A 25,780-nucleotide genomic window follows, 5' to 3' on the forward strand; every position below is an offset into this window, starting at 1 on the left:
AACATCGAAGCTAGGACCGCATCAGGGGGAACGCAAGGCTCCACAACCGTGGAGCATTTCCCCAGCGGTTGTCGATCGATTGAACGAAACAAAAATCCAGCCGCCTGGCTGGACGCCGTTCCGCCTCAATCCTCGTAGGACGTTGCCCCTGAGCGGGACGGTATCTTCGCTCACGCACCGCCCGGCTGCACGTAGCAGAACACATACCGATTGCGGCTCAGGAAGATGATGCCGTGCCCCGTCGGATTTCCCCTGTCCCACTTCAGCTTGTGATCGGGGACCTCGATCTCGGTACCGACATCGATATGCGGGCGGCCACGCGGCTCATCGGGACGGTCATCGGTAATGATGACATAGGTCTTGCCGTCGCGGACATGGATCTCATCGGCAAAATAGGCGTCAGCCTCACCGCAGCACGATGCTGTCGGCACGTCGGGCTGCATCAGCGCCTCGTACCATTGACGCAATGCAGGATCGACCGCTCCCCACTGACCGAGATCACGCGCACTCGCACTCACCCAAAGGCAACAAAGCATGCCGAGCCAAAGGATGGTTCGTCTCATCCGCCTACTCCTCTGTTATCCCGGCATGATGCGGCGAAGCAATGTTTGTGCCGCAACGCAACATCGGAGCGGTGCGATCATGCCGACCCAGATCCTCGAGCAGAGACAACGGATCGGCTGCGCTGTCCCGATCGAACGAGGACGGCTTCCCGATGCGCAGAGGGCGGTTGCCACCTTTTCGTATTGACGGTTCCCGATTTCGAGCGGAGTGTTGTTCCCGCAGCGTCAGGATAGGCGCGCGTAAAAATCTCGGAGGAAATGAATGAAGCGGATCGCGCTGGCCGCAGGCCTCGCTATTTTTGCATCACATGGTGCAAGCGCGCAGAGCGCCGATCAGTTGGTCAAGGGTGCAACTGATACGGCGAACGTTCTCAACTACGGCATGGGCTACAATCTGCAGCGGTTCAGCCCGCTCACCCAGATCAACAAGGACACCGCCAAGAACCTGGTGCCGGTCTGGAACTACAGTTTCGCCGATGACCGCAGTGAGGAGTCGCAGCCGCTGGTGTACCAGGGCGTGCTCTACGTCACGACCCACAATGCGACGATGGCCGTCGACGCCAAGACCGGCAAGCAGATCTGGAAAAGCAAGATCGACTATCCCGCCGAGACGCCGCGCGTGGTCTGTTGCGGCATCATCAATCGCGGCGCCGCGCTGTACGACGGCAAGGTGTTCCGGACCACGCTCGATGCCAACGTGATTGCGCTTGATGCCAAGACCGGCAAGGAGCTGTGGCGTCAGAAGGCCGCTGACATCAAGGAAGGCTACTCGATGACCGTCGCGCCGCTGGTCGCCGACGGCGTCGTGCTGACTGGCATCTCCGGCGCCGAGTTCGGCACCCGGGGCTTCATCGATGGTTGGGATCCGGCGACGGGCAAGCATTTGTGGCGCACACACACGGTCCCAAGCCCGGATGAACCCGGCGGCGACACCTGGAAGGGCGACACCTGGAAGCTGGGCGGCGGCTCGACCTGGATCACCGGCTCCTACGATCCCGAGCAGAACACCGTGTTCTGGGGCGTCGGTAATCCCGGACCGTTCAACGCGGCGGTGCGCCCGGGCGACAACCTCTACACCTGCTCGGTGCTCGCGCTCGATCCGAAGACCGGCAAAATGAAGTGGCACTTCCAGTTCTCGCCGAACAATCCGTTCGACTACGACGCGGTCGCGGAGATGGTGCTCGCCGACATGAACGTCGAGGGTAAGCAGACCAAGGTGCTGATGAACGCCAACCGCAATGGCTTCTTCTATGTGCTCGATCGCACCAATGGGAAGCTGCTCGCGGCCAACCCCTATGTGAAGGTGAACTGGGCCTCCAGCATCGACCTGAAGACGGGCAAGCCGGTCGAGACCGATGTGACGCGCGATGCCCGCGAGGGCAAGAAGGTCACGGTCTATCCGTCGATTCTCGGCGGCAAGAACTGGGAGCCGATGTCGTTCAATCCGCAAACCGGGTTGGCCTACGCCAACACGCTCGTGTTCGGCGGCCACTACAAGACCGAGCCTGCGACCTACAAGGCCGGCGAGTGGTACCTGGGCATGGACCTGACGGATCTGTGGGATTGGCCGGAAGGGCCACGCGGTCAGCTCAAGGCCATCGATCCGATGACCGGCAAGACCAAGTGGGAGCAGCCGAGCGACATCCCGCGCTTCTCCGGCGTGCTGTCCACGGCAGGCGGCGTGGTATTCTCGGGCAAGCTGACCGGCGAGTTCGAGGCTTTCGACGCCGACAGCGGCAAGAAGCTGTGGCAGTTCCAGACCGGCTCCGGCATCGAAGGCCAGCCCGTCACCTGGCAGCAGGATGGCGTGCAGTATGTCGCCGTCACCTCAGGCTACGGCGGCGTCTACTCACTGTTCTCCGGTGACGAGCGCCTCGCCAACGTTCCGGCAGGCGGCTCGCTGTGGGTCTTCGCGGTCAAGAACTGAGTGCGGATTGCCCGTGAGACAGAACATGTTCATGAAAGCGGCGGCGGCCTTCGCCGCCGTCGTGGCGATGTCGGCCGTCCTGTCGACGGCTGCCCTCGCCCAACAACAAGATGGCAGCGCCGCACATAGCCAGGTGGACATCGGCAAGACGACGTTCGCTCAGAAGTGCTCGCACTGCCACGGCCCCAACATGGTGAACTCCGGCACGGTGACGCCCGACCTGCGTCGGTTTCCCGATGACCAGCCTCGTTTCGTCACCACGGTGAAGCAGGGCAAGAACGGTCGCATGCCGCCCTGGGGCGACATTCTCAGCGATGACGAGATCACCGCGCTGTGGGCCTATGTCTCGAGCCGGAGAGCGCAGTGATGCGCCATCTCTGCCGTTGGCTGACTGCCTTGATGATCTCGACAGTGTCGTCAGCCGCCTTAGCCGCTGACGACGTGCTGCGCATCTGCCTTGACGAAAATCTTCCGCCGCTCTCGGTCCATCATCGTGGCAAGCCCGGGAACGGTTTCGACGTCCTGCTCGGTCAGGCAATCGCCGACCGCCTTGGCAGAAAGCTCGAGATCCAGTGGTACGAAAGCAAATTGGACGAAGATTCCAGTCCAGCGCTGGAGGCGAACGCACTGCTCTCGGACGGACGCTGCTCGCTGCTCGGCAGCTATGCGTTCACCCAGGACGGATTGGTCGCGCCCGGCGTCAAGACAGCCAAGCTGCCGGACTTCGATGGCGCCACCCGCGACGACCGCCGCCGCCGCGTTCCGCTCGGCACGCTGATGCCGAGCAAGCCATACATGTTCTCAACACTGACCGTCGTTCTCGGACCTTCCGCGAAACAGCGCCCGATTACCGACATCGGCGACCTGGCAGGGCTGCGGCTGGCAATCGAGAGCGGCACGTTGGCGGATGCAATCCTGATGACGTTCGACAAGGGACGGCTGATCGACGACATCACGCATTTGATTCCCGCGCGGGATGATCTGCTCGGGGCGCTCGAACAGGGCAAGTTCGATGCGACCCTGCTCGATGGCAGACGTTTCGATGCGTATCGGGCGGCTCATCCCGACACCAGGCTCGGCGGGTCGGGCTACAGCTATCCGATCGGCGTGAACCGCGGTTATGTCGGGCTGACCAGTTCGGCCGAACTCATCGCATCGGTCGACAAGGCCTTGACGGAACTCGACGCTTCCGGGGCCCTGCCTAATCTTGGTCGGTCCGCCGGACTGACCTATCTTCCACCGCGCGAGCCGGTGATTCTCGGTGATGCATTCCAGAGGATCATCCGGAGCGGCGCACGCTAGCGCGGCTACCTCACGACCGCTCAGCGGGCCGCAGTCTTATGAACCGACGACGGCACGACGCCGAAATATTTGCGGAAGACACGGCTGAAGTGCGACGAACTCGAGAAACCCCACGAGAACGCGACATCAGTGATGGTCTTGCCGCTCTGCGTCTCCAGCTCCTGCCGGCAATGCTGAAGCCGGGCCCGCCAGATGTAGTCGCTGACCGTCATGCCACGATCGCTGAACACCATGTGAAGGTAGCGCTTGGTGCACCCCAGAGCCGCCGAAATCTGATCGATGCACAGATCGGGATCGCGCAGATGCTCGCGGATGAAGGCTTGAGCGCGGATATAGACCGCCTCGGGTCCCGCCCGATCCAGCATTCGATCGGCTTCACGCAGCGGCAACAGCAACAGATCGATGAGCGATTCGGCGACGCTGACAGCCGAGTTGGGCGAAAGCCGGGTCGCCTCATCGAACGCGGCATGGGTGACGTCATGCGCAATCCGACCGGTCCCGCTCCGCGCAGACAGCTTGTATGCAGGCATCTTTTCCGACCGGAAGCCGCGTTCCTGCAATAGCTCCTTCGGCACGATCACGACGTCATGGCGGGTCAGGGCGGGGCTGATGATGGTGTGCGGTAACGAGACGTCATAGGCGAGGCAATCGCCCGGGCCGATCTCGATCTGGCGGCCATCCTGCTCGAAATAGGACGTTCCATAGGTCTGGAACAAGATCTTGATGTAGGGATGTGCAGCCTTTTGCGCACGCGCATAGGTATGCGCAATACGGTGCTGGCTGGCCTCGATCTGGCAGAGCTTCAGGCGCGACACCGTCGTGAAATTGATGCGCCCTTCGAATGAGGCGCCCTCCAGCGGATCGACATCGAAACGTCCGCACAGGTCGGTCAGTGCATCTGACCAACGCTGGATCTGGCTCTTCGGTGAGAATCCCGAAGTATTAAGCGAGCGGATCGTGTCGGACATGTTTCATCCACCGATTCATGATCGAAACGCAACGGGTCCGCCGCCGGACGGCGAACGAGACTGTAGCAAGATTGCTCCCATTTTAAGGCCGCGACTTTCGCGGCGCACTTCGTTCCATAACTTCCCTCGCATGATCCTCCGCCTTCGTCTCTGTAAGGTCAAGGGAAACGTCAACCTTCGGTGGAACCGCGGTGCTGTAAATTGATGCTCCGCAGCAAGAATGGCGCTCATGTTGCGGACCAGCAAAGCAAAATCTCCTTCAAAAACTTCTATTCGCTTCACTCTTGAGCAAGCTCTTTTCTCTTTTGGGCAAGTTTCCCGGTCGGGAAGTGGATATTCAATGATGCCGAAAACGAATACTGGGCCGCGTGCTGCGGAACCTCAGTTGAACCCGGGAGGAAAGACGATGCGAAGAGTGCTACTCGCAACATGTCTGACGTCAGTCGCGGCGCTTGCCGCGGGTGGCGCGTGGGCCAGTGAAGAGCTGGTCAAGATGTCGGCCAACCCGAAGGACTGGGTGATGCCGGCGGGAGACTACGCCAATACGCGTTACTCCAAGCTCAATCAGATCAACGCTCAGAACGTCGGCAAGCTGCAGGTCGCGTGGACCTTCTCCACCGGCGTGCTGCGCGGCCACGAAGGCGGACCGCTCATCATCGGCAACTTGATGTATGTGCATACGCCGTTCCCGAACAAGGTGTATGCGCTCGATCTCGCGCAGGACAACAAGATCGTCTGGAAGTACGAGCCCAAGCAGGATCCGAACGTCATTCCGGTGATGTGCTGCGACACCGTCAACCGCGGCGTCGCCTATGGGGACGGCAAGATCTTCCTGCATCAGGCCGACGACAAGCTGGTGGCGATCGACGCCAAGACCGGCCAGCACGTCTGGACCGCCGTCAATGGCGATCCGAGCAAGGGACAGACCGGAACCTCGGCTCCGCTCGTGGTGAAGGACAAGGTGTTGGTCGGCACGTCCGGCGGCGAGTTCGGCGTCCAGTGCAGCATGACCGCTTACGATATCAAGAGCGGCAAGCAGGTCTGGAAGGCGTACTCCGAAGGTCCGGATGACCAGATCCTGTTCGACGCCAACACCACGGCGCTCGGCAAGCCGGTCGGCAAGGACTCGAGCTTGAAGACCTGGCAAGGCGATCAGTGGAAGACCGGCGGCGGCTGCACCTGGGGCTGGATCTCCTACGATCCGCAGCTCGACATGGTCTATTACGGGTCGGGCAATCCCTCGACCTGGAATCCGAAGCAGCGTCCCGGCGACAACAAGTGGTCGATGACGATCTTCGCCCGCCATGCCGACACCGGCGTCGCGAAGTGGGTCTATCAGATGACGCCCCACGACGAGTGGGACTATGACGGCGTCAACGAGATGATCCTGTCCGACCAGTCCATCAACGGCCAGCCGCGCAAGCTGCTCACGCACTTCGATCGTAACGGCCTCGGCTATACGCTCGACCGTGCCACGGGCGAGTTGCTCGTTGCCGAGAAGTTCGACCCGAAGGTGAACTGGACCACCGGCGTCGACATGGACAAGAACTCTGCAACCTACGGCCGTCCCAAGGTCGTCGATCAGTATTCGACCGACAAGCAGGGTGAGGACGTCAACACCAAGGGCATCTGCCCGGCGGCGCTGGGCACCAAGGACGAGCAGCCGGCGGCCTACTCGCCGGATACGCAACTGTTCTACGTGCCCACCAACCATGTCTGCATGGACTACGAGCCCTTCAAGGTGAGCTACACCGCAGGTCAGCCCTATGTCGGCGCAACCCTGTCGATGTATCCGCCGGCGGGTGAGACCCATATGGGCAACTTCATCGCCTGGGACGGCAAGACCGGCAAGATCGCCTGGTCGAACAAGGAGCCGTTCTCGGTGTGGTCGGGTGCGCTCGCGACGGCCGGCGGCGTGGTGTTCTACGGAACGCTCGAAGGCTACCTCAAGGCGGTCGATGCCAAGACGGGCAAGGAGCTCTACAAGTTCAAGACCCCGTCCGGCATCATCGGCAACGTCACGACCTACGAGGCAGGCGGCAAGCAGTATGTCGCCGTGCTCTCGGGTGTCGGTGGCTGGGCCGGCATCGGTCTCGCGGCGGGCCTGACGGATCCGACCGCCGGTCTCGGTGCGGTCGGCGGCTACGCAGCGCTGAGCAACTACACCGCCCTGGGCGGCGCGCTCACCGTGTTCTCGCTCCCGCAGCAGTGAGCTAGGCACCTGCTTCCGGCGCATGGATCTCGTCCATGCGCCGGTTCGCCTGCCCCAGAAAATTAAGGGAAGACGCCCTTGCGTAGAATCTGTTTTGCGGTCGCCACGGCTCTGTTCCTGGCAACCGGCGGGATGACTGTCGCCGAAAATGCCTGGGCGGAAAGTCCGGGAGATCCTGCGGCCGTCAAGTCCGAGGACGGGAAGTACTTCGATAAGGATGGCAATCCGACCTACAAGGTGGGCGCCGACGGATCGGTCGACTGGTACACCTACTCCGGATACCGCCGCTATCATTCCGAATGCCACGTCTGCCACGGGCCCGACGGCATGGGATCGACTTATGCGCCTGCGCTGAAGGACTCGGTCAAGACCATGAGCTACGGCGATTTCATCGGTGTCATCGCCAGCGGCCGCAAGAATGTCAGCACGTCCCAGGAGAACGTCATGCCGGCTTTCGGCGACAATCCGAACGTGGCCTGCTACATGGACGACCTCTACATCTACCTGCGTGCCCGCGGCAATGACGCGGTAGGACGCGTTCGCCCGGCCAAGCACGAGGACAAACCGCCAGCCTATACGGAAGCGGAGAACTCCTGCATGGGCAAGAAATGACTGACGACGGGGACCGCGGCTGAACAGTTTCCCTGGGCAGCGTCGCGGGCTCAAGAGAATGAAAGAGGAGTTTGAGACATGAAGACGCGCGCCGCGGTCGCTTTCGAAGCCAAGAAGCCGCTGGAGATCGTCGAGGTCGACCTCGAAGGGCCGAAGGCCGGCGAGGTACTGGTCGAGATCAAGGCCACCGGCATCTGCCACACCGATGCCTACACGCTCGACGGTTTCGACAGCGAGGGCATCTTCCCCTCGATCCTCGGCCATGAGGGCGCCGGCATCGTGCGCGAGGTCGGCCCGGGCGTGACCTCGGTCAAGCCCGGCGACCACGTCATTCCGCTCTACACACCGGAATGCCGCCAGTGCAAGAGCTGCCTCAGCCGCAAGACCAATCTCTGCACCGCGATCCGCGCCACGCAGGGCAAGGGCCTGATGCCCGACGGCACGTCGCGCTTCAGCTACAAGGGCCAGGCCATCTACCACTACATGGGCTGCTCGACCTTCTCCAACTTCACCGTGTTGCCGGAGATCGCGGTCGCCAAGATCCGCGAGGACGCGCCCTTCGACAAGAGCTGCTATATCGGCTGCGGTGTCACCACCGGCGTCGGCGCGGTCGTCAACACGGCCAAGGTCACGCCCGGCTCGAACGTCGTGGTGTTCGGCCTCGGCGGCATCGGGCTCAATGTCATTCAGGGCGCCAGGATGGCGGGGGCCGACAAGATCATCGGCGTTGACCTCAATGACAGCAAGGAGGAATGGGGCCGCCGCTTCGGCATGACCCATTTCGTCAACCCGAAGAAGGTGACCGGCGACATCGTCCAGCACCTGGTCGCGCTGACCGACGGCGGTGCCGACTACACCTTCGACTGCACCGGCAATACCACGGTGATGCGCCAGGCGCTGGAAGCCTGCCATCGCGGCTGGGGCGAATCGATCATCATCGGTGTCGCCGAGGCCGGCAAGGAGATCGCGACCCGCCCATTCCAGCTCGTCACCGGACGCGTCTGGAAGGGCACGGCGTTCGGCGGCGCGCGCGGGCGCACCGACGTTCCCAAGATCGTCGACTGGTACATGAACGGGAAGATCGAAATCGACCCGATGATCACCCACACGCTCAAGCTCGAAGACATCAACAAGGGCTTCGACCTGATGCATGAGGGCAAATCGATCCGTTCCGTCGTCGTGTTCTGACCCCAAGCACGCAAAACTGAGGAGGATTGCGCCATGACTGTCCACATCCATCCGTCCGTCGATAACGGCGTCAAACAGGGAAGCGGCCATTTCGCCGGCGGCACGCTGGTCTGCAAATGCCACGACCGGCCGGTCAAGGTCGGCATCAAGGGCGATGTCGCGCATAACCACGCGTGCGGCTGCACCAAATGCTGGAAGCCCTCCGGCGCGACCTTCTCGGTCGTTGCCGTGGTGCCGCGGCAGAACGTCACGGTGCTGGAGAACGGCGACAAGCTCAAGATCGTCGATCCCTCCGCCGTCATCCAGCGCTATGCCTGCACCGGCTGCGGCACGCATATGTATGGCCGCATCGAGAACACGGGCCACCCGTTCTACGGCCTCGACTTCATTCACCCCGAGCTGTTCCAGGAGCAGGGTTCGGCCGCGCCGGGCTTTGCGGCCTTCGTCTCCTCGGTGATCGAGTCGGGCGTGAAGCCGGAACAGATGGGCGAGATTCGGGCGCGATTGAAGGAGCTGGGGCTCGAGCCCTATGACTGCCTGTCGCCGGCCCTGATGGATGCGATTGCCACCCACGTGGCGAAAGCAAAGGCGGCCTGACGGCCGCCACGGACCAAGCGTACAACTGAAGCGTTCCTTCCTGAAGACTTGGTGCCTCGCCTGCCCCACGCCGGCGAGGCATTCTTTTTTTGTCGCCGCTTTGGTCAGGCGGCCGCCATTGTCGTCGGCGCATCGCCCATTGTTCCGTATTTGCATTACAGCGGGCTGCACGCGCAGCGCTCGTCTGCTCTGACACCACACGCGCCTGTGTAGACCGATGCCTGTCCCGGTCTGCTATCATCAGTAGTCTTCCGACAACTCTCAATTGATCCGGCGCGTGCACGTAAGGACATGTGGTCCCGCGCGCGTCCACCAACGATCAGAACCAGCGACCATTGGTCCGACAGAGCGAGGGCGAACATGATCAAGGTGAAAATCAACGGACAGGAGCAGAGCTGGGATGGCGATCCGAGCCTGCCGCTGCTGTGGTATCTGCGCGACGAGCTGGGTTTGACCGGAACGAAATACGGGTGCGGCGCAGCGCTGTGCGGCGCCTGCACCGTGATGGTCGACAAGGAAGCGGCGCGCGCCTGCATCACCGCAGTGTCGGATGTCGCGGGACGAGAGGTCACCACCATCGAAGGTCTGCATCCGACCGGAGATCATCCGGTGCAGAAGGCATGGCGGCAGGTCAACGTGCCGCAATGCGGCTTCTGCCAGGCCGGGCAGATCATGCAAGCGGCCGCACTCTTGAACGAGAATCCCAAACCGTCGCATGACCAGATCAGGGATGCGATGGCCGGCAACATCTGCCGCTGCGGCTGCTATCAGCGCATCGAGAATGCGGTCCATCTGGCCTCGACGGGGGTGTGATCATGAACATCATCGCAAATCCCGACATCGCAAAGTCCGCGTCTCGCCGCGGCTTCGAGCGCCATCTCAAGGTCGAGAACGTCTCGCGCCGTACCATCCTGCAGACGCTGGGCCTCGTGGGCGGGTTCGTGCTCGCGGCTCCCTTGCTGTCGCGCCCGGCGTTTGCCGCCTATGAAACCGGCGCCGGCAAGATGCCGCACGGCACCGTGGTCGATCCCAAGGTTTTCGTTTCGATCGCCCCCGACGGCATCGTGTCGATCCTCGCCCACCGCTCCGAGATGGGCACAGGCGTGCGTACCAGCCTGCCGCTGATCGTGGCGGAGGAGATGGAAGCCGACTGGTCGCGCGTGCGCGTCGTGCAGGCCCCCGGCGACGAGGTGAAGTTCGGCAACCAGGATACCGACGGTTCGCGCAGCACGCGGCATTATCTGCTGCCGATGCGACAGATCGGCGCCATGGCGCGGGCGATGCTCGAAGCCGCGGCGGCCCAGCGCCTCGGCGTGCCGCCGAGCGAAGTGAAAGCCGTCAATCATGAGGTCGTGCACAGCGCCAGCGGCCGCCGCCTCGGCTTCGGCGAGCTCGCGGCCGATGCCGCCAGTCTGCCGGTGCCTGCGGTTGACACTGTGCAGCTGAAATCGCCGAAGGACTTCCGCTATCTCGGCAAGGGTCAGGTCAGCATCGTCGATCTGCACGACATCACCGTCGGCAAGGCGCGCTACGGCGCCGATGTCCGCCTGCCCGGCATGAAATACGCGGTCATCGCCCGGCCGCCGGTGACCGGCGGCAAGGTCAAGTCGTTCGATCCGGCCGAGGCACTGAAGGTGCCCGGCGTCGAGCAGGTGATCGAGGTCAAGGGCTGGCCCTGGCCGTCGAAGTTCCAGCCGCTTGGCGGCGTCGCGGTGATCGCGCGCAACACCGGCGCCGCGATCAAGGGCCGCGACGTGCTCAAGGTCGAGTGGGACGACGGCGCCAATGCGAGCTACGACTCTGTCGCCTATCGGGCCGAGCTCGAGGCCGCCGCGCGCCAGCCGGGCCTCGTCGTACGCGAGGAAGGCGACGTCGAGGCCGCGCTGAAGTCGGCCGACAAGGTGATCACCGGCGAGTACTACCTGCCGCATTTCGCCCATGCCAGCATGGAGCCGCCGGTCGCGGTCGCCGACGTCAAGGGCGACAAGGCCGAGATCTGGGCGCCTGTGCAGAGCCCCGGCGGCACGCACGAGGATGTCGCCAAGACGCTGCAGATCCCGCCGGAGAACGTCACCGTCAACGTCACCCTGCTCGGCGGCGGGTTCGGGCGGAAGTCAAAATGCGACTTCGCGCTCGAGGCTGCCCTGCTGTCGAAGACGCTGGGCGCACCGGTCAAGGTGCAGTGGACACGCGATGACGACCTCCATCACGATTTCCTGCACACCGTGTCGGTGGAGCGCATCGAAGCCGGGCTCGACAAGAGCGGCAAGGTGGTGGCCTGGCGCCACCGCAGCGTCGCGCCGACCATCCTGTCGACCTTCGCGGCGGGCGCCGATCATGCCGCGCCGTTCGAGCTCGGCATGGGCCTCGTCGACATGCCGTTCGAGATCGCCAACATCCAATGTGAGAATCCCGCCGCCAAGGCGATGACCCGCATCGGCTGGTTCCGCTCGGTCTCCAACATCCCGCGCGCCTTCGCCGTGCAATCGATGGTCGGCGAGATTGCCCATTCCACCGGCCGCGACCAGAAGGACACGCTGCTCGATCTGATCGGCACTCCGCGCGTCCTGAAGCTCGCCTCGGTGAAGGATCTCTGGAACTACGGCGAGCCCTACGAGAGCTATCCGATCGACACCGGCCGGCTGCGCCGCGTCGTCGAGTTCGTGGCCGAGAAGGGCAATTGGGGCCGCTCGGTGCCCAAGGGCCACGGCCTCGGCATCGCCGCGCATCGCAGCTTCGTCAGCTACATCTCCACCATCGTGGAGGTGTCGGTCGACGACAAGGGCAAGCTCGTGGTGCATCAGGTCGACACCGCGATCGACTGCGGCACCTTCGTCAACCCCGAGCGCATCGCCTCGCAGCTCGAAGGCGCCGCGATCATGGGGCTGAGCCTCGCCAAATATGGCGAGATCAGCTTCAAGAATGGCCGGGTGCAGCAGCGCAACTTCGACGACCATCCGGTGGTCCGAATCGACGAGGCGCCGCTGGTCACCAACGTGCACATCGTGCCCGTTGATGCCGACACGCCGCCGAGCGGCGTCGGAGAGCCGGGCGTGCCGCCATTCGCGCCGGCGCTCGCCAACGCGATCTTTGCCGCCACCGGCAAGCGCCTGCGCGCATTGCCGATCGGCAATCAGCTCGCGACGTGAGCTTGCAGCAATCAGCAGATCATCGGCCGGAGCGATCCGGCCGATGACCACGCCAGAAGAAGCAGGATCAGTCAGCGCCCGTAACGCACCGAGGCATAGCGGCCGATCACGGCGGACGGCGAGGTTTGCATCACCGCGCTCGAGACCGGCGTCACCGGCACCTTCCGCCTCACCGTGCGCAAGGACATGGACATCACCTGGCCGTTCGCCGAGAACGCCACCCACCTGATGTCGATCGGCCTCGGCGAGGATCTCGATGACGCCGCCAAGCAGGCGGTGCGCGAGATGGTCAAGCACGTCTGCGCCCGCACCAACCTGTCGCGCAACCAGGCCTACATGCTGTGCTCGCTGGCCGGCAATCTGCGCGTCACCCAGCTGGTCGACGGCAACAAGGGCATCCACATGCTGCTGCCGAAATCCTATCTGTAGGCCCTCCTCTACCGGTTCACGAAGCGGTCGCGCGCGGTCAGCACGACCTGGCCGTTGGCATCGACCGCCTGGAAGGTGACATCGGCATCCACAGACTCGGGCATGGTCAGCGTCACCCGCAGCGCCTCCGAGCCGTCCGGCTCGACCTCGATCGCATCCGCCGCCGCATGGCCGACGATGGCGAGCGCCGCATCGATGCCGCTGATGCCGAGCCTGAAGCTCTGCACGGCGGACGACTTGTTGAGCAGCTTCACCGTGTAGCCGTTGCGCACCGAGCCATCCGACAGCCGCACCGACATCGGATCGCGATCATGCTGCACCGACAGCACGGCGGTCGTCTTCGTGACGAACGACACAGCGATCACGCCGGCCACAGCGACGCAGGCGAGCGCGAGCCCGATCGTCTTCGGCCGCACCAGCCGTGAGACACGTGGCTCGCCGACACGCCCACGCTCGATGTTGCGCCAGCTCTCGTAGTCGATCAGGCCGCGCGGACGGTCGAGCTTGGCCATCACGCCGTCGCAGGCATCGACGCAGAGGCCGCAATTGATGCAGGCGAAGCTCGGCCCCTGGCGGATGTCGATGCCGATCGGGCAGACGGCGACGCAGGCGCCGCAATCGACGCAATCGCCGGCCGGCAGCCCCTGCGACCGCGCCTCGGCGGCCTTCTTCGCCGACATCCGGGTCTCGCCGCGATAATCGCGATAGTTCACCGTGAAGGCTTCCGGATCCCAGATCGCGCCTTGAAGACGCGGCCACGGGCACATGAAGGTGCAGACCTGCTCGCGCGCGAAACCGGCGAGGCCATAGGTCGTGCCGGCGAACACCAAGGTCCAGGTCAGCGCTGTCGCCGACATCTCGCCATGCAGGACATCGCGCACCAGCTCCGGCGCATCGGTGAAGTAGAAGATCAAGGTGCCGCCGGTGCCGAGCGCGATCGCCATCCACAGCGCGTGCTTGGTGGCGATCTGTGCGATCCGCCGCGCCGTCAGCGGCGCGCCGACGTTCTTCAGCCGCTGCCGGCGGTCGCCCTCGACGAGGCGCTCGACCAGCAGGAAAAGGTCGGTCCACACCGTCTGCGGACAGGCGAAGCCGCACCACAGGCGGCCGGCCAGCGCGTTGACCAGGACGAGGATGAACGTCGCCAGCAGCATCGCCGCGGTGATGAGATAGAGATCCTGCGGCCAGATCTCGGCGGGGCCAAGATAGAGCTTTCCGTGGGCGAAATCGAGCAGCACGGCCTGGCCTGGCGCATTCGGCCCGCGGTTCCAGCGCACGAACGGCGTGATGTAGTAGACGGCGAGCGTCAGAACGAGAATCAGCCATTTCAGCCGCCGGATTGGCCCCTTGACGCCCTGCGGAACCACCGGGCCGCCAGCGCTGCGCAACGACCGTGCCGGGCCGCGGGCCTGACCCTGGCCCCTGCTTGGGCCCTGGCCCTGCGCCATGCGCCGCGTCTTGGCGTGATCGATCTCGATGGTGATGGCCACGGCTGCCCTCGTTCGCTCGGCTGATGCAGGGCAACGATAGGCGGCGGTGCCCGGCGGCTCTTTGTCGGGCCACAAACTTGCGAACGGCTGGCAGCGCCTGTTTGCGCGGGAACAACGATAGTTCCCGTCCGACAGGCGATGAGAGGCGCGGCGCCGCGAGCGCCACGGCGTCAGTCGCAGCATCCGGAGGGATGGCTGCGGCTGCCGCGCTTGTTGGATAGCGCGCGTAGCGACGCTCGCTGCTCGTCTCTCCCCGCGCGCGGGGAGAAGGCGCGTACCGGCATTGCGGCGGCGACGTCCGTTCCGATCGGCAGCGTCAACGTGCTGCACACGACGTGTGGTCCAGCCCCTCTCTCAAACGATCTTGATCGACATGTCCGGCAGGCCCTCGAGCTTGCACAAGAGCACGTCGCCCTTGACGACCGGGCCGACATTCTCCGGCGTGCCGGAATAGATGATGTCGCCGGCCTTCAGCTCGAACGCCTCGGACAGTTTCGCGATCTGCTCGGCGACGCTCCAGATCATCTTGGTGAGGTCGGAGTTCTGCCGGACCGTGCCGTTGACCGCGAGCGAGATCGCGCCCTTGGTGAAGTGGCCGACCTTCGCCACCGGATGGATCGGGCCGAGCACGGCGGCATGATCGAAACTCTTGCCGATCTCCCATGGCTTCTTCTCGGCGGCCATGCCGTTCTGCAGGTCACGGCGGGTCATGTCGAGGCCGAGCGCGTAGCCATAGACATGATCGAGCGCGGACTCGGCGGGAATGTTGGTGCCGCCGGATTTCAGCGCCGCGACCAGTTCGACCTCGTGATGATAGTTCTTGGTCAGCGACGGATAAGGATGATCGGCGACCTCGCCGATCGCGACGTTCTGGATCGCGTCGGTCGGCTTCTGGAAGAAGAACGGCGGCTCGCGGTTCGGATCGGAGCCGCGCTCGATGGCATGCGCCGCGTAGTTGCGCCCGATGCAGTAGATGCGGCGGACGGGGAACACGCCCTGCTCGCCGGCGATCGGAATGGTGGTCGCCGGCACGGCGAAGATCGGCTTCGGCCCGGCCTGTGCAGCGGCAGGGTAGGTGTCCGTCATGATCGCAGCCGCTGCCGCGGCGCTGCCGGCGACGAGGAGATCGCGGCGTGAGGTGTCTGCCATGGGGTTCCTCCTGGATCAGCCGTTGCGGCCGGCTGATTTGTTGGTGGTGGCGCGCCAGCATCGGCGCCCCGCTCAACTGATAAGCATATCCAGTATGCCAGCGCCACCATGCGCGCACGCGCCGTCGCCCTCGCAGCGCAACACGCGCCCGAAGCGATGCTCGAGACCCTCGCCGGAAACGCGAGGGCGCAGGGAAGGCCGGACCTCGACTGAGGCCCGTGGCCCGCCTGCGGAAAAATGCAGGCGGCAGGAACCACAGGTTCAGCCGGACAGACCCGGCCTTCCCTGCGCGATGGGTGAACGTCTGCTCCGAGCTCTCCCCGGGGACCGGCTTGTTTGCCCCCGTCACCTGCGCAACCCGTCAGGTCGGCATCAGGCTTGGCGCCAGCATCGGGGCGCCAGGACCACACGGCTTGAACGTCCGCGAGCTGACAGTCGTCTTGCGCAAAAGCGCCTGACAGACCCGCGGCCACCGCTCCCCGCCTCAACGTATCGTGACGACGCGTACGCCCCTCTGCATGAGGCGGGATGGAGGGAGGAGAGCACATCTTCCGATAAAACGAAAGTTGGAAATTTTTACGCCGAGATCTGGACAGAGGCGATCGCGCTGAGCGCGCTGCGGAATTTTCGTTTTCGGCGCAGGCACGATCTGGATCATGAGAGGGGTTGCGGGGCGGCGCATCTTGTCGCGCCCGAGCCCGAGTCGCCCGACGGGCATGCACCGCCATCGGCACGCGCGTAGCCCGGATGAGCGCAGCGACATCCGCGGGTCCCCTACGCCTCGTGCGATCCCGGATATCGCTGCGCTCATCCGGGCGACGCTACAGTCGGGCGTCGAAGGACGACCGCAGGCGGGCAGCCGGCACGTGATCTGCCGGACCTTCGCTCGCGTTTCCTCGTTATTCAAACCTGACGGCGCAACCGCGATGACCGAGCCGACACCACCGAGGAGACGCCGCATGCTGATCTGGCTCGCAGGCGCCACCGTGCTTGTCCTCGCCGGCGCCGCCATTGCCGCAGGGCCGCTCATGAGCCGGGTCGAACATCCCAGATACGACGTCGTTTCGCGCGATGGCGACTTCGAAATCCGCGCCTATGCACCGATGATCATCGCGCAGGCCGAGGTGCAGGGCGCGCGCAAGCCGGCGATCGAGGAAGGCTTTCGCATCATCGCCGGCTACATTTTCGGCGCCAACCGTGCGAAAGCCAAGATCGCGATGACGGCACCGGTGCAGCAGCAGGCCAGCGCCACCATCGCGCCCGCCGATGGCGTCGCCAGCGACCGCTGGAGCATCAGCTTCGTGATGCCCTCGAACTGGTCGCTCGACACTCTGCCGCCGCCGGCCGATGCCCGGATCAAGCTGACGGCCCAGTCTGCGCAGCGCATGGTCGCGATCACCTTTTCGGGCTCCACCTCCGACGGCATCATCGCTGACAAGACTCGCCAACTGCGCGACTACGCGCAGCGCAAGGGGCTGACCGTCACCGGATCGCCGCTGCTCGCGTTCTACAATCCGCCCTGGACCCTGCCGATGCTGCGGCGGAACGAGGTCATGCTGGCGTGTAGTTGCTAAAGCGAGATGAGAGAGAGCGGCCTGATTTTGTAGTTAAGGTCGGCTCGCAACTGTCACCACGACGCGCAACGAGCTCCCTCTCTGGCTTTGCCGAGCCCTCTCCTCGGTCATTCCGGGGCGCGCGCAGCGCGAACCCGGAATCCATCCTTCAGCACGTCGCGCGGCTCGATGGATTCCGGGCTCGTCGCGCTGGCGCGGAATGACGCGAAGATCAAACGCGCCAGAACCCATGTCGTGACTTCAATCGGAGATTAGCCGCCTCACCCCTCGATGATCGCCACCGCCCGCGTCCATCCGGCCGAGGCGCGCTCGATCTTGACCGGGAAACACGACACCATGAACCCCGTCGACGGCAGTTGCTCCAGATTGTGCAGCTTCTCAAGATGGCAATAGCCGATGTGGCGTCCGGCCTTGTGGCCTTCCCAGATCAGCGCGGCATCGTGGGTCTCGGCGTATCTCTGCGCGGTGAACACGAACGGCGCGTCCCAGCTCCAGCCGTCGGTGCCGGTCAGGCGCACGCCGCGCTCGAGCAGATACATCGTCGCCTCATAGCCCATGCCGCAGCCCGAATTGACGTAGTTGGCCTGGCCGAAGCGCGCGCCGGCCGAGGTATTGACCACGACGATCTCGAGCGGCGACAGCGTGTGGCCGATGCGCTTGAGCTCATCCTCGACATCCCTCGCGGTCACCACATAGCCGTCCGGGAAACGACGGAAGTCGAGCTTCACGCCCGGCTGCAAACACCACTCCAGCGGCACCTCGTCGATGGTCCAGGCGCGCTCGCCGCGATTCATCGTCGGATGAAAATGCCAGGGCGCATCGAGATGCGTGCCGTTGTGGGTCGAAAGATTCACCTGCTCGACCGCCCAGCCCTGCCCGTCCGGCAGATCCTCGGCTTTCAGCCCGTCGAAGAACTGCAGCATGCGCGGCAGGCCCTGCTGATGGTCGATATAGGTGATGGTCGGATGATTGCCGGGCGGATCGGCGGGCACGTCGTTCTGCAAGGGCACGGAGATGTCGATCAGTCTGCGGGCCATGGGCGGTCCTCTCGCTTTGTCGTTATTGGTTGTTGTCGTCGGCAGCAGGATCAGACGTCCTGCCGCTCGACCTTGTTCTTCAGGATGCCGATCTTCTCGACCTCGAGCTCGATCACGTCGCCATGTTCGAGATACCAGCCGAGCTCGAGACCGCAGCCGTTGCCGACGGTGCCCGAGCCGATGAACTCGCCGGGCATCAGGGTCTCGTCCTTGCTGATATAGGCGATCAGCTCCTCGAACGAAAATAGCATGCCCTCGCTGACGCCACGCGAGCGGACCTCGCCGTTGACCCGCGCCTCCATCTTCAGGCGATAGGGATCGCCGATCTCGTCGGGGGTCACGATCCACGGCCCCATCACGTTGCCGCCGTCAAAGCTCTTGCCTTTGGAGGGGCCGAGCCGGCCGTCCATCTCGATGCGCTGCGTGTCGCGCGCGGAGAAGTCGTTGAAGATCGTGAAGCCGAAGATGTGATCGCGCGCCTTCGCGGCCGGAATATCCTTGCCTTTGCCCCTGGTGATGATGCCGAACTCCAGCTCATAGTCCATCACCTTGCTGTAGCGCGGCCATTTCACCGTCGTGTTCGGGCCACGCACGCTGAAGCGGTTGGTGATGTAGAAGATCGGGACCTTGCGATAGACCTCGGGCAATTCGCCGAGCGGCTCGGCATCGATGCGCGCGAGCTCCTGCGCGTCGCCGCGCTGCCGCGCCGCGAGCTTTCGCTGGCCGCGCGGCGCCTGCAGGATGTGCAGCGGAAACGACATGCCGTCGCGCATCTGCCGCGGCTCCGGCACCGGGGCCAGCAGCTCGGTGCCGCCGACGTCGCGCGAGAGGCTTTCGTCGCTGCCATGGCGCTCGACCAGCGCGCGTGCTGCGTCGAGCGCGGCTTCGCCGGCATCGATCAACGACAGCATCGAGCCGAACGCCGGATTGCTCTTGCCAGCACGATCGGCGGCCGCGGTGAGGTCGAAAAGCTTGGAATCGCCGCCATGGACGACGCCGATCCGCTCCCCGCCTTCCGCCCGAAATGTCGCAAGTTTCACGCTGGCCTCCCCTTGTGTTCTGTCTAAAAATATACAAACATATAAAATATCGATAAACAAGAGGCGTCCGAGAGACGGGCGCCCGGGGAGGAGTCAAGGATGCGTCATCGGATCATCAGTGCTGCGCTCGGATCGGTGCTGGCCACGCTTGTGCTCACATCTGCGACACGCGCGGAGAAGATCCAGATCGGCTGCACCGCCACCTCGGACTGCGCCTCGGCGATGGTCGCGGTCGATGAGGGTCTCTTCAAGAAGCACGGGCTCGACGCAGAGATGGTGCTGATCGGGATCAACTCGAACATCCCCGCCGCCATCCTCTCCAACTCGATCCAGATCGGCGGGCCGACATCGACCGTGTTCCTCCAGGCCGCCGACGGTGGGCTCGACCTCGTCGCGGTCTCCGGCGCCTCGATCATGAACAAGACCTCGAACGATGCGGTCGCCGCCTTCGTGCGCAACGGCATCACCATCACTGGGCCGCAGGACTTCAAGGGCAAGAAGGTCGGCGCCCCCGGCATCGGCGCCTTCCTGCACGTGCTGTTCGTGAAATGGCTGGTCGAGAAGGGCGTCGATCCACGAAGCGTCAACTTCGTCGAGGTGACGTTTCCGACTATGGCCGACACCATCAAGTCGGGCGGCGTCGATGCGGTGCTGACGGCCGAACCGTTCGTGACGCGCATGACCAATGCCAGCCTCGGCACGGTCGGCGCGCGCTACGCCGCCGAACTCGCCCGCACCGAGCCGATCATCTTCTATGCGGCCTCGCGCGAATGGGCCGAGAAGAACCCGGAGACGGTGAAGAAATTCCGCGCCGCCATCGCGGAGGCCGCCCCAATCGTGAACAATGATCGTGAGAAGGCCTCGGCCGCCATCGCCAAATTCACCAAGCAGCCGCTGGAGTTGGTCAAGCTGACGGCGCCGAACTACGCCGAGCCGGTGCTGAAGCCCGAGCAGCTGGCGTGGTGGATCGACGTGATGTCGGCGCAGAAGATGTTGCAGAGCAAGCTCGATCTCAAGACATTGATCCTCAACTGATGACGGCAACGAACCCGATCCTGCAGACTGAGCCGACGAGCGGCGACACGCTCAGCGAGCGCGCCGCCGCCCTGATCGAGCGCGACATCGTCGCCGGCATTCTGGCCCCCGGCTCGCGTCTGGGGATCGTCGAGCTTGCCAAGCGCTACGAGATCGGGCCGACGCCGCTGCGCGAGGGGCTGTCGCGGCTGGTGTCGCGCGGCCTGATCGTCGGCATCGGCCAGCGCGGTTTTCGCGTCGCCGAGGTCAGCCGCGACGATCTCGTCGACATCACGCGCATGCGCACTGTCGTAGAGAAAGAGGCGCTGCGGCTGGCGATGCAGAGCGGCGACGACCAATGGGAGGCCGGCATCATCGCCGCGCTCCATCAGATGCGCCGCTACATCCAGCGCATGCAGAGCGAGTTCCGCGAAGGCGCGCCGGAGTTCGATCGCTTGCACAAGGCGTTTCACACCGCGCTGCTGGCGGCCTGCGGATCACGGCGCCTGCTTGCCGCTCATTCGGATCTCTACGACCAGGCCTATCGCTACCGCCGCGTGATGATGCGCAGCTTCGAGGATGGCAGCGGATTCATCAAGGAGCACGAGACGCTCGCCGACCTCGTGCTCGCGCGCAATGCCGCCGCGGCCCAAGCGCGGCTTGAGGCACATCTGTGCTCGACCGTCGATATCGTCTATCCGCATCCGAAGGGAGCCTGAGATGGCAGAGCCTGCCCTCGCATTGGTGCAATCATCTCCCTCGCCTGCGCGCGCGCAGATCGCCTTCGACGATGTCGCGCTGGTGCTCGGCGGCAAGACGATCATCGACACGATCAGCCTGGAGGTCGCATCTGGCGAGATCCTGTGCGTGGTCGGCGCCTCCGGCTGCGGCAAGACCACGGCGCTGCGGCTGGCGGCCGGGCTGTACCAGCCGACCGGCGGCAGCGTGCGCTTCGAGGGCGAGGCGATGCGCGCGCCGCGGCGCGAGATCGCCGTCGTGTTCCAGGACTATGGCAAGGCGCTGCTGCCGTGGCGCACCGCCGCCGGCAACATCTCGCTGGCCTTGGAGACGATCGGAATGCCCTCCGCACAGCGCGAGGCGCGCATCGCCGAGTTGCTCGCCAAGGTCGGGCTCGCCGGCCATGCGGCCAAATATCCGACCGAGATGTCGGGCGGCATGCAGCAGCGGCTGCAGATCGCGCGCTGCCTCGCGCAGGATCCGAAGGTGCTGCTGATGGATGAGCCGTTCGGCGCGCTGGACGCGATGACGCGCCAGGGACTGCAGGACGAGATGCTGGCGCTGGTGGCGGCGACCGGCGCCACCGTCGTGTTCGTCACGCATGATCTCGAGGAGGCGATCTATCTCGGCGACCGCGTGGTCGGCCTGCTGCCGCATCCCGGCCGCGTCGGCCTGGAATTGAAGATCGGCCTGCCGCGGCCGCGCGACCAGTTGGCGACGCGCGAGCATCCGGAGTTCCTGCGGCTGCGGCGCGAGTTGTTCGACTTCATCAAGGCGAGCGAATGACGATGCCGGATCGCATCAAGCCCGCGCTGCTGCCGTTCGCGGCACTGCTCGTGTTCGAAGCCTGGATGCGGCTCGCCGGCGTGCAGAGCGACTCGCTGGCGCCGCCGAGCGCGATCGCGCTCGCCTTGCTGGGCGCGCTGACCGACGGCTCGCTGCTGGCGGCGACGCGCGACACGCTCGCCTCGGTGTTCGCCGGCCTCGCGCTCGGCGGCACCATCGGCCTCGTGCTGGGCATCGCGCTCGGCCTGTCGCCTATCTTCAACCGGCTGATGGAGGTCACGATCGAGGCGATCAGGCCCATTCCTTCAGTGGCGCTGCTGCCGATCGCGCTGATCGCGCTCGGCTTCGGCTATCGCATGGAGATCGCGATCGTCGCCTTTGCCTGCGTCTGGCCGGTGCTGATCGTGACGCGTGCCGCGGTGGGCGGCATCGAGCCGCGGCTGATCGAGGTGGCGCGCGTGCTGCGGCTGACGCAGCGCGATCGCATCAGGAAGATCGTCATCCCCGCCGCCCTGCCCCGCATCTTTCTGGCGTTCCGGCTCGCCGCCGGCATCGCGCTGATCGTCGCGGTCACGGTGGAGATCGCGATCAACCCGCTCGGCCTCGGCGCCGCCATCATGACCGCGCAGCAGGCGTTGCGGCCCGATCTGATGCTGGCCTATCTGGTATGGATCGGCGTGACCGGGTTTGCGCTCAATACCGCGCTGATGGCTGCACAACAAAGCTTGTTCGAGCGCGCGGCCGCGATGGGAGACCCCGCATGAAGTGGTCGGTCGCCGCCTGGCGCCTCGCCAGCTTCGCCGTCGCCGCCGGCATCATCGTGCTGTGGCAGTGCGCCGCCGATCAGCGGCTGATATCACCGGTGTTTCTTCCCAGCCCCGACCGCGCCTGGGCGGCGCTGCTGCGCGGCTTCACGAGCGGCGATCTCCTGACCAAGCTCACGGGCACCCTCACGCATATGGCCTATGGCTGGCTGCTCGCCTCCGCCGCCGGCATCGCGCTCGGCGCCATGATCGGCTCCTCGAAGGCGATGCGCATCTACGTCGCACCGACCCTGGAGCTGCTGCGGCCGCTGCCGGTCTCAGCGATCATTCCTGTCGCCATCGCCGTTCTTGGACTGAGCCAGGGCATGGCGCTGTTCGTGATCGCGTTCGGCTCGCTGTGGCCGCTGCTGCTCGGGACGATCCACGGCTTCGCCGCGGTCGAACCACGACTCTACGAAGTCGCGCGGGTGCTGCACATGTCGCGGCTCGCCGTGATCTTCAAGATCGCGCTGCCATCGGCGGCACCCGACATCCTCGCCGGCATGCGGCTGAGCCTCACGGTCGCGCTGATCCTCGCCGTCGTCTGCGAGATGCTCGCCGGTCTCGACGGCCTCGGCCAATGGGTGCTGCTGTCGGCGCGCTCGTTCCGCTCGGCGGATCTGTTTGCCGGCGTGATGCTGCTCGGAATCATCGGCTACACGACCGCGCTCGCGATGGGCGCGGCCGAGAGCCGGCTGCTGCGCTGGCAGCACGCGCGGCGCTGAGGCTCCGGTCGCACGCGCCCGGTCGGCGACGCGGCGTGGGGCGATCTCGATCTCACACTGTCGCGGAGATATCACCGGCTTGGAGGAGCGCGACTGGACCGAACGCCCATGGGGCCGATTGCGGGGGCCAGAGCACCACCCCACCCCCCTGAAAGAAAGAGGCCGCCGACACACGAAGTGCAGGCGGCCCAAGTCCAGGGAGGAAACGCCCCAAGAAGGGCTAGTTTTTACTTACTAGATCAGGAGAGTCGTGGGTATCCGGATGATACCGGAGGTTGTCATCGCGCTGACGGGTTCCATATCCCGACCGAGATACCGCCAGGTTACGCCGCCTGACGCTCCTCATACCCAACAAATTCCGTGACCTTCTCGGCATTGGAGTCGACCCACCCTGCCATCGGTCCTCCTCCTGCAACGACTGCTCGCGGGGCGCGCGAACCCTCCTCGACACCGGCGGCACGGCACAATGCGAGCCGCGACTTGTAGGTGGCGATCTCAAAAGTCTCGAATGTTGTTGGCGAAGGTGTTCTTCAGGAACTCGTCGCCGAACATCGCATGTTCGATCGCCGCCAAGAGCGGGACCTTCTCAGCGCCACATGGTTGGTGTGACAAGATGCGCGTCATCGGTTCGTTTCCGACCGAGAGCGCCAGGGCTTTGTGCAGCCTCATCGACATTGGGCGCAGGCTCGATTGCTGGCGCGTGGTCGAGCTGGATCACAGGAACCGCGGCGGGGTGTTCCGGAGCGCTGCGCTGATCGCGCGCGCAAGGGAAAGCGGAACTTGCCGAATCACTCGGCTGGTCAACGGGGTCGTGCATGTGGCAGCTCCGAGCCCTGAAGCGGCGATTACTAATCCCTTCCGAGACTAGGCGATATCAACTGCGTTAATCCATGCGCGATCTCGCCGCGTGCGGCCGATTCACCCGCAAGGCGGCGGACGACCGTGTGCTTGCCATCCGTTCGTGGCTGCTCGATGACGCCTCCCGCACTGCACGCGGAATCGTGATGGCCGTTCCGCCGGCATCAGCGCACGCGCGCGCCGACGCGGTCGAGCAGTGCCGCACCGGTGCGGATGCCATTGTAGAAGCAGTCGATCGTCATGTTCTCGTTGGGCGCGTGATTGGCCTCGTCGGCATTCGCATAGGGAACGACGAAGGCGGGAATGCCGAGGATCTTGGTGAAGACGTAGTCCGGCAGACTGCCGCCGGTGCACGGGAATTCGAGCGGCGTCACGCCCTGCGCAAGCGCAATCGCGTCGCGGATGATCGCGGCGAACGGCGAATCAAGTGGCACGCGCGACGGCAGCATGCCGCCGCGCCGGATGAACTCCACCTCCGGCGCATGGCGCTTCACATGCGCCTCCACCTTCGCCAACACGTCGTCCGGCGTCATCGCCTCGACCAGGCGGATGTCGCATTTGGCGAAGGCCTCGCAGGGCAGCACGGTCTTGCTGCCCGGTCCGCCATAACCGCCGTGCAAGCCGTTGATGGTCAGCGTCGGATGGAACATCAGACGTTCGTAGTAGCCGCGGTCGGGCGGCGCATCGAGATGGCTGAGACCGAGGCTCGCCTTGGCGGCATCGAGGTCCAGCGGCAGGCGCTTCACGGCAGCAATGTCCAGCTCGCTCGGCGGCACGATCGCATCATGCAGCCCCTCGATGGTGATCTCGCCCGCGGCATTCTTCATCGTCCCGAGCAGGTGGACCAACGTCCAGATCGGATTCGGCACGATGCCGCCGAGGTTGCCAGAATGCACGTCGCGGCTGGCGTGCTTCGCGCGCAGCTCGAACGAGCACATGCCGCGCACGCCATAGGTCATGGTCGGCCGCCCCGAGGGGTGCATCGGCCCGTCCGCGGTGACGACGAAATCGGCTTTCAGCTCGTCGCGATGCTCAGCGACGAAATCGGCGATGCGCGGGCTGCCGATCTCCTCCTCGCCTTCGAGCAGAAAGATCACGTTGCAGGGCAGCTCGCCATGCACTCGGAGATGGGATTCGATCGCCATGAGCTGCGCGAAATGTTGCCCCTTGTTGTCGCCGATGCCGCGGGCATAGATGCGGCCATCGCGGATGGTCGGCTCGAACGGCGGACTCAGCCACAGCTCCAACGGATCCGGCGGCTGCACGTCGTAGTGCCCGTAGAGCAGCACGGTAGGTGCGCCCGGCTTCTTCTGCCAGCGTCCGAGCACCATCGGATGCCCGGCGGTCGCGATCGTCTCGGCGTCGAGGCCCATCTCCTGCAGCATGGCGACCAGCAGCGCGGCGACCTCGGTGATGCCGATGTTATGAGCGCTGATCGAGGGATGCCGGACATAGTCCATCACGCGGGCCAGGAAATCCTGCTTTTGATTCTCGATGTGAGCGAACACTGCCTTCAGGCCAGCAGATGGACGCGGCAGGCTACGCTCTTCATTCATGATGTCGGCTTTCGGCGCGTGCGGTGGACGGACAGGCTCATGTTCGATCGAATTGGACCGAAA

The 25,780-nt window shown here is 64.7% G+C and carries 23 protein-coding genes and 1 pseudogene; 16 read left to right on the forward strand and 8 right to left on the reverse strand.

The genetic code is table 11. From position 1 onward, the window contains the following. Positions 1 to 170 precede the first annotated feature (170 nt). Entirely contained in the window at positions 171 to 563 is a 393-nt protein-coding gene (locus ACQR0U_RS09145; protein ID WP_315713211.1) for a hypothetical protein, read from the reverse strand. Between the two features lie 262 nt (positions 564 to 825). On the opposite strand from ACQR0U_RS09145, the gene ACQR0U_RS09150 reads away from it, so the two are divergent. The 3 genes from ACQR0U_RS09150 to ACQR0U_RS09160 are packed head-to-tail and all read left to right on the forward strand — an operon-like array spanning position 826 to position 3,792. Further along, complete coding sequence (locus ACQR0U_RS09150) at positions 826 to 2,490, forward strand: methanol/ethanol family PQQ-dependent dehydrogenase (protein WP_315825194.1); 1,665 nt, start codon at positions 826 to 828, stop codon at positions 2,488 to 2,490. Positions 2,491 to 2,515: 25 nt separating this feature from the next. Then, complete coding sequence (locus ACQR0U_RS09155; protein ID WP_315713215.1) at positions 2,516 to 2,857, forward strand: c-type cytochrome; 342 nt, start codon at positions 2,516 to 2,518, stop codon at positions 2,855 to 2,857. Continuing rightward, positions 2,857 to 3,792 (forward strand): substrate-binding periplasmic protein, encoded by a 936-nt coding sequence (locus ACQR0U_RS09160; RefSeq protein ID WP_315752899.1) that lies wholly within the window; start codon positions 2,857 to 2,859, stop codon positions 3,790 to 3,792. The genes ACQR0U_RS09155 and ACQR0U_RS09160 overlap by 1 nt, the downstream gene beginning before the upstream one ends. Before the next feature lie 20 nt (positions 3,793 to 3,812). Here the strand turns inward: ACQR0U_RS09160 and ACQR0U_RS09165 are convergent, their stop codons facing one another. Beyond that, on the reverse strand, positions 3,813 to 4,760 hold the full coding sequence (locus ACQR0U_RS09165) for a helix-turn-helix domain-containing protein (protein WP_315713217.1): 948 nt from the start codon (positions 4,758 to 4,760) through the stop codon (positions 3,813 to 3,815). A gap of 406 nt (positions 4,761 to 5,166) precedes the next feature. On the opposite strand from ACQR0U_RS09165, the gene xoxF5 reads away from it, so the two are divergent. The 7 genes and pseudogenes from xoxF5 to ACQR0U_RS09200 all read left to right on the forward strand — a co-directional run. Continuing rightward, positions 5,167 to 6,972, forward strand: coding sequence for a lanthanide-dependent methanol dehydrogenase XoxF5 (xoxF5, locus tag ACQR0U_RS09170; RefSeq protein ID WP_315713218.1), 1,806 nt, complete (start codon positions 5,167 to 5,169; stop codon positions 6,970 to 6,972). 132 nt (positions 6,973 to 7,104) lie between these two features. Then, positions 7,105 to 7,584: a c-type cytochrome, methanol metabolism-related gene (locus tag ACQR0U_RS09175; protein WP_315713645.1), complete on the forward strand. Its 480-nt coding sequence runs from the start codon at positions 7,105 to 7,107 to the stop codon at positions 7,582 to 7,584. 78 nt (positions 7,585 to 7,662) lie between these two features. Further along, positions 7,663 to 8,772 carry an S-(hydroxymethyl)glutathione dehydrogenase/class III alcohol dehydrogenase gene (locus ACQR0U_RS09180; RefSeq protein ID WP_315752806.1) on the forward strand — a complete coding sequence of 370 codons (1,110 nt, stop codon included), beginning with the start codon at positions 7,663 to 7,665 and terminating at the stop codon, positions 8,770 to 8,772. Positions 8,773 to 8,805: 33 nt separating this feature from the next. Then, a complete protein-coding gene (gene gfa / locus ACQR0U_RS09185) occupies positions 8,806 to 9,369 on the forward strand; it encodes an S-(hydroxymethyl)glutathione synthase (RefSeq protein WP_315713222.1) in 564 nt (187 codons plus the stop codon). A 360-nt stretch (positions 9,370 to 9,729) separates the two neighbouring features. Further along, entirely contained in the window at positions 9,730 to 10,182 is a 453-nt protein-coding gene (locus ACQR0U_RS09190) for a (2Fe-2S)-binding protein (protein ID WP_315825196.1), read from the forward strand. Positions 10,183 to 10,184: 2 nt separating this feature from the next. Then, positions 10,185 to 12,518: a molybdopterin cofactor-binding domain-containing protein gene (locus ACQR0U_RS09195; protein WP_434843101.1), complete on the forward strand. Its 2,334-nt coding sequence runs from the start codon at positions 10,185 to 10,187 to the stop codon at positions 12,516 to 12,518. Positions 12,519 to 12,623: 105 nt separating this feature from the next. Next, positions 12,624 to 12,947: pseudogene (locus tag ACQR0U_RS09200) on the forward strand (acetamidase/formamidase family protein); the annotation flags it as partial. An 8-nt stretch (positions 12,948 to 12,955) separates the two neighbouring features. Here the strand turns inward: ACQR0U_RS09200 and ccoG are convergent. Together ccoG and ACQR0U_RS09210 are read right to left on the reverse strand one after the other, a co-directional pair. Then, positions 12,956 to 14,437 (reverse strand): cytochrome c oxidase accessory protein CcoG, encoded by a 1,482-nt coding sequence (gene ccoG / locus ACQR0U_RS09205; protein WP_316174183.1) that lies wholly within the window; start codon positions 14,435 to 14,437, stop codon positions 12,956 to 12,958. 354 nt (positions 14,438 to 14,791) lie between these two features. Continuing rightward, a complete protein-coding gene (locus tag ACQR0U_RS09210) occupies positions 14,792 to 15,586 on the reverse strand; it encodes a fumarylacetoacetate hydrolase family protein (protein WP_315752802.1) in 795 nt (264 codons plus the stop codon). Positions 15,587 to 16,545: 959 nt separating this feature from the next. Between ACQR0U_RS09210 and ACQR0U_RS09215 the strand changes: the two genes are divergently transcribed. Further along, on the forward strand, positions 16,546 to 17,160 hold the full coding sequence (locus ACQR0U_RS09215) for an SOUL family heme-binding protein (protein ID WP_315752801.1): 615 nt from the start codon (positions 16,546 to 16,548) through the stop codon (positions 17,158 to 17,160). Positions 17,161 to 17,420: 260 nt separating this feature from the next. Here ACQR0U_RS09215 and ACQR0U_RS09220 read toward each other — a convergent pair whose 3' ends face one another. Then, complete coding sequence (locus ACQR0U_RS09220; RefSeq protein ID WP_315713232.1) at positions 17,421 to 18,197, reverse strand: cyclase family protein; 777 nt, start codon at positions 18,195 to 18,197, stop codon at positions 17,421 to 17,423. 50 nt (positions 18,198 to 18,247) lie between these two features. Continuing rightward, positions 18,248 to 19,237, reverse strand: a complete 990-nt coding sequence (locus tag ACQR0U_RS09225; protein WP_315752800.1) for a fumarylacetoacetate hydrolase family protein — start codon at positions 19,235 to 19,237, stop codon at positions 18,248 to 18,250. 99 nt (positions 19,238 to 19,336) lie between these two features. On the opposite strand from ACQR0U_RS09225, the gene ACQR0U_RS09230 reads away from it, so the two are divergent. The 5 genes from ACQR0U_RS09230 to ACQR0U_RS09250 are packed head-to-tail and all read left to right on the forward strand — an operon-like array spanning position 19,337 to position 23,303. Next, complete coding sequence (locus ACQR0U_RS09230) at positions 19,337 to 20,272, forward strand: ABC transporter substrate-binding protein (RefSeq protein WP_315752799.1); 936 nt, start codon at positions 19,337 to 19,339, stop codon at positions 20,270 to 20,272. After that, a complete protein-coding gene (locus ACQR0U_RS09235) occupies positions 20,272 to 20,970 on the forward strand; it encodes a GntR family transcriptional regulator (RefSeq protein ID WP_315752798.1) in 699 nt (232 codons plus the stop codon). Before ACQR0U_RS09230 ends, ACQR0U_RS09235 begins: the two co-directional genes overlap by 1 nt. 1 nt (position 20,971) lies before the next feature. After that, positions 20,972 to 21,775 (forward strand): ABC transporter ATP-binding protein, encoded by an 804-nt coding sequence (locus ACQR0U_RS09240; RefSeq protein WP_315752797.1) that lies wholly within the window; start codon positions 20,972 to 20,974, stop codon positions 21,773 to 21,775. Beyond that, positions 21,772 to 22,539, forward strand: coding sequence for an ABC transporter permease (locus ACQR0U_RS09245; RefSeq protein WP_315752796.1), 768 nt, complete (start codon positions 21,772 to 21,774; stop codon positions 22,537 to 22,539). The genes ACQR0U_RS09240 and ACQR0U_RS09245 overlap by 4 nt, the downstream gene beginning before the upstream one ends. Further along, positions 22,536 to 23,303 carry an ABC transporter permease gene (locus ACQR0U_RS09250; protein ID WP_315752795.1) on the forward strand — a complete coding sequence of 256 codons (768 nt, stop codon included), beginning with the start codon at positions 22,536 to 22,538 and terminating at the stop codon, positions 23,301 to 23,303. Before ACQR0U_RS09245 ends, ACQR0U_RS09250 begins: the two co-directional genes overlap by 4 nt. 495 nt (positions 23,304 to 23,798) lie before the next feature. Here ACQR0U_RS09250 and ACQR0U_RS09255 read toward each other — a convergent pair whose 3' ends face one another. Next, positions 23,799 to 23,978 (reverse strand): hypothetical protein, encoded by a 180-nt coding sequence (locus ACQR0U_RS09255; RefSeq protein WP_316174186.1) that lies wholly within the window; start codon positions 23,976 to 23,978, stop codon positions 23,799 to 23,801. Between the two features lie 347 nt (positions 23,979 to 24,325). After that, positions 24,326 to 25,717 (reverse strand): M20/M25/M40 family metallo-hydrolase, encoded by a 1,392-nt coding sequence (locus ACQR0U_RS09260; RefSeq protein ID WP_434863284.1) that lies wholly within the window; start codon positions 25,715 to 25,717, stop codon positions 24,326 to 24,328. Positions 25,718 to 25,780 lie beyond the last annotated feature (63 nt).

Origin of the sequence: Bradyrhizobium sp. HKCCYLRH3097, assembly GCF_051167875.1 — a bacterium.
GTDB lineage: Bacteria > Pseudomonadota > Alphaproteobacteria > Rhizobiales > Xanthobacteraceae > Bradyrhizobium.

What these genes read in the sequence shown, in the direction of transcription:
- ACQR0U_RS09150 (WP_315825194.1), top strand. Translation starts at nt 826, where the DNA reads ATGAAGCGGATCGCGCTGGCCGCAGGCCTCGCTATTTTTGCATCACAT.
- ACQR0U_RS09145 (WP_315713211.1), bottom strand. Translation starts at nt 563, where the DNA reads ATGAGACGAACCATCCTTTGGCTCGGCATGCTTTGTTGCCTTTGGGTG.
- ACQR0U_RS09210 (WP_315752802.1), bottom strand. Translation starts at nt 15,586, where the DNA reads ATGGCAGACACCTCACGCCGCGATCTCCTCGTCGCCGGCAGCGCCGCG.
- gfa (WP_315713222.1), top strand. Translation starts at nt 8,806, where the DNA reads ATGACTGTCCACATCCATCCGTCCGTCGATAACGGCGTCAAACAGGGA.
- ACQR0U_RS09155 (WP_315713215.1), top strand. Translation starts at nt 2,516, where the DNA reads ATGTTCATGAAAGCGGCGGCGGCCTTCGCCGCCGTCGTGGCGATGTCG.
- ACQR0U_RS09235 (WP_315752798.1), top strand. Translation starts at nt 20,272, where the DNA reads ATGACGGCAACGAACCCGATCCTGCAGACTGAGCCGACGAGCGGCGAC.
- ACQR0U_RS09160 (WP_315752899.1), top strand. Translation starts at nt 2,857, where the DNA reads ATGCGCCATCTCTGCCGTTGGCTGACTGCCTTGATGATCTCGACAGTG.
- ACQR0U_RS09230 (WP_315752799.1), top strand. Translation starts at nt 19,337, where the DNA reads ATGCGTCATCGGATCATCAGTGCTGCGCTCGGATCGGTGCTGGCCACG.
- xoxF5 (WP_315713218.1), top strand. Translation starts at nt 5,167, where the DNA reads ATGCGAAGAGTGCTACTCGCAACATGTCTGACGTCAGTCGCGGCGCTT.
- ACQR0U_RS09245 (WP_315752796.1), top strand. Translation starts at nt 21,772, where the DNA reads ATGACGATGCCGGATCGCATCAAGCCCGCGCTGCTGCCGTTCGCGGCA.
- ACQR0U_RS09260 (WP_434863284.1), bottom strand. Translation starts at nt 25,717, where the DNA reads ATGAATGAAGAGCGTAGCCTGCCGCGTCCATCTGCTGGCCTGAAGGCA.
- ACQR0U_RS09190 (WP_315825196.1), top strand. Translation starts at nt 9,730, where the DNA reads ATGATCAAGGTGAAAATCAACGGACAGGAGCAGAGCTGGGATGGCGAT.
- ACQR0U_RS09240 (WP_315752797.1), top strand. Translation starts at nt 20,972, where the DNA reads ATGGCAGAGCCTGCCCTCGCATTGGTGCAATCATCTCCCTCGCCTGCG.
- ACQR0U_RS09180 (WP_315752806.1), top strand. Translation starts at nt 7,663, where the DNA reads ATGAAGACGCGCGCCGCGGTCGCTTTCGAAGCCAAGAAGCCGCTGGAG.
- ACQR0U_RS09195 (WP_434843101.1), top strand. Translation starts at nt 10,185, where the DNA reads ATGAACATCATCGCAAATCCCGACATCGCAAAGTCCGCGTCTCGCCGC.
- ACQR0U_RS09255 (WP_316174186.1), bottom strand. Translation starts at nt 23,978, where the DNA reads ATGTCGATGAGGCTGCACAAAGCCCTGGCGCTCTCGGTCGGAAACGAA.
- ACQR0U_RS09250 (WP_315752795.1), top strand. Translation starts at nt 22,536, where the DNA reads ATGAAGTGGTCGGTCGCCGCCTGGCGCCTCGCCAGCTTCGCCGTCGCC.
- ACQR0U_RS09165 (WP_315713217.1), bottom strand. Translation starts at nt 4,760, where the DNA reads ATGTCCGACACGATCCGCTCGCTTAATACTTCGGGATTCTCACCGAAG.
- ACQR0U_RS09175 (WP_315713645.1), top strand. Translation starts at nt 7,105, where the DNA reads ATGACTGTCGCCGAAAATGCCTGGGCGGAAAGTCCGGGAGATCCTGCG.
- ACQR0U_RS09220 (WP_315713232.1), bottom strand. Translation starts at nt 18,197, where the DNA reads ATGGCCCGCAGACTGATCGACATCTCCGTGCCCTTGCAGAACGACGTG.
- ACQR0U_RS09215 (WP_315752801.1), top strand. Translation starts at nt 16,546, where the DNA reads ATGCTGATCTGGCTCGCAGGCGCCACCGTGCTTGTCCTCGCCGGCGCC.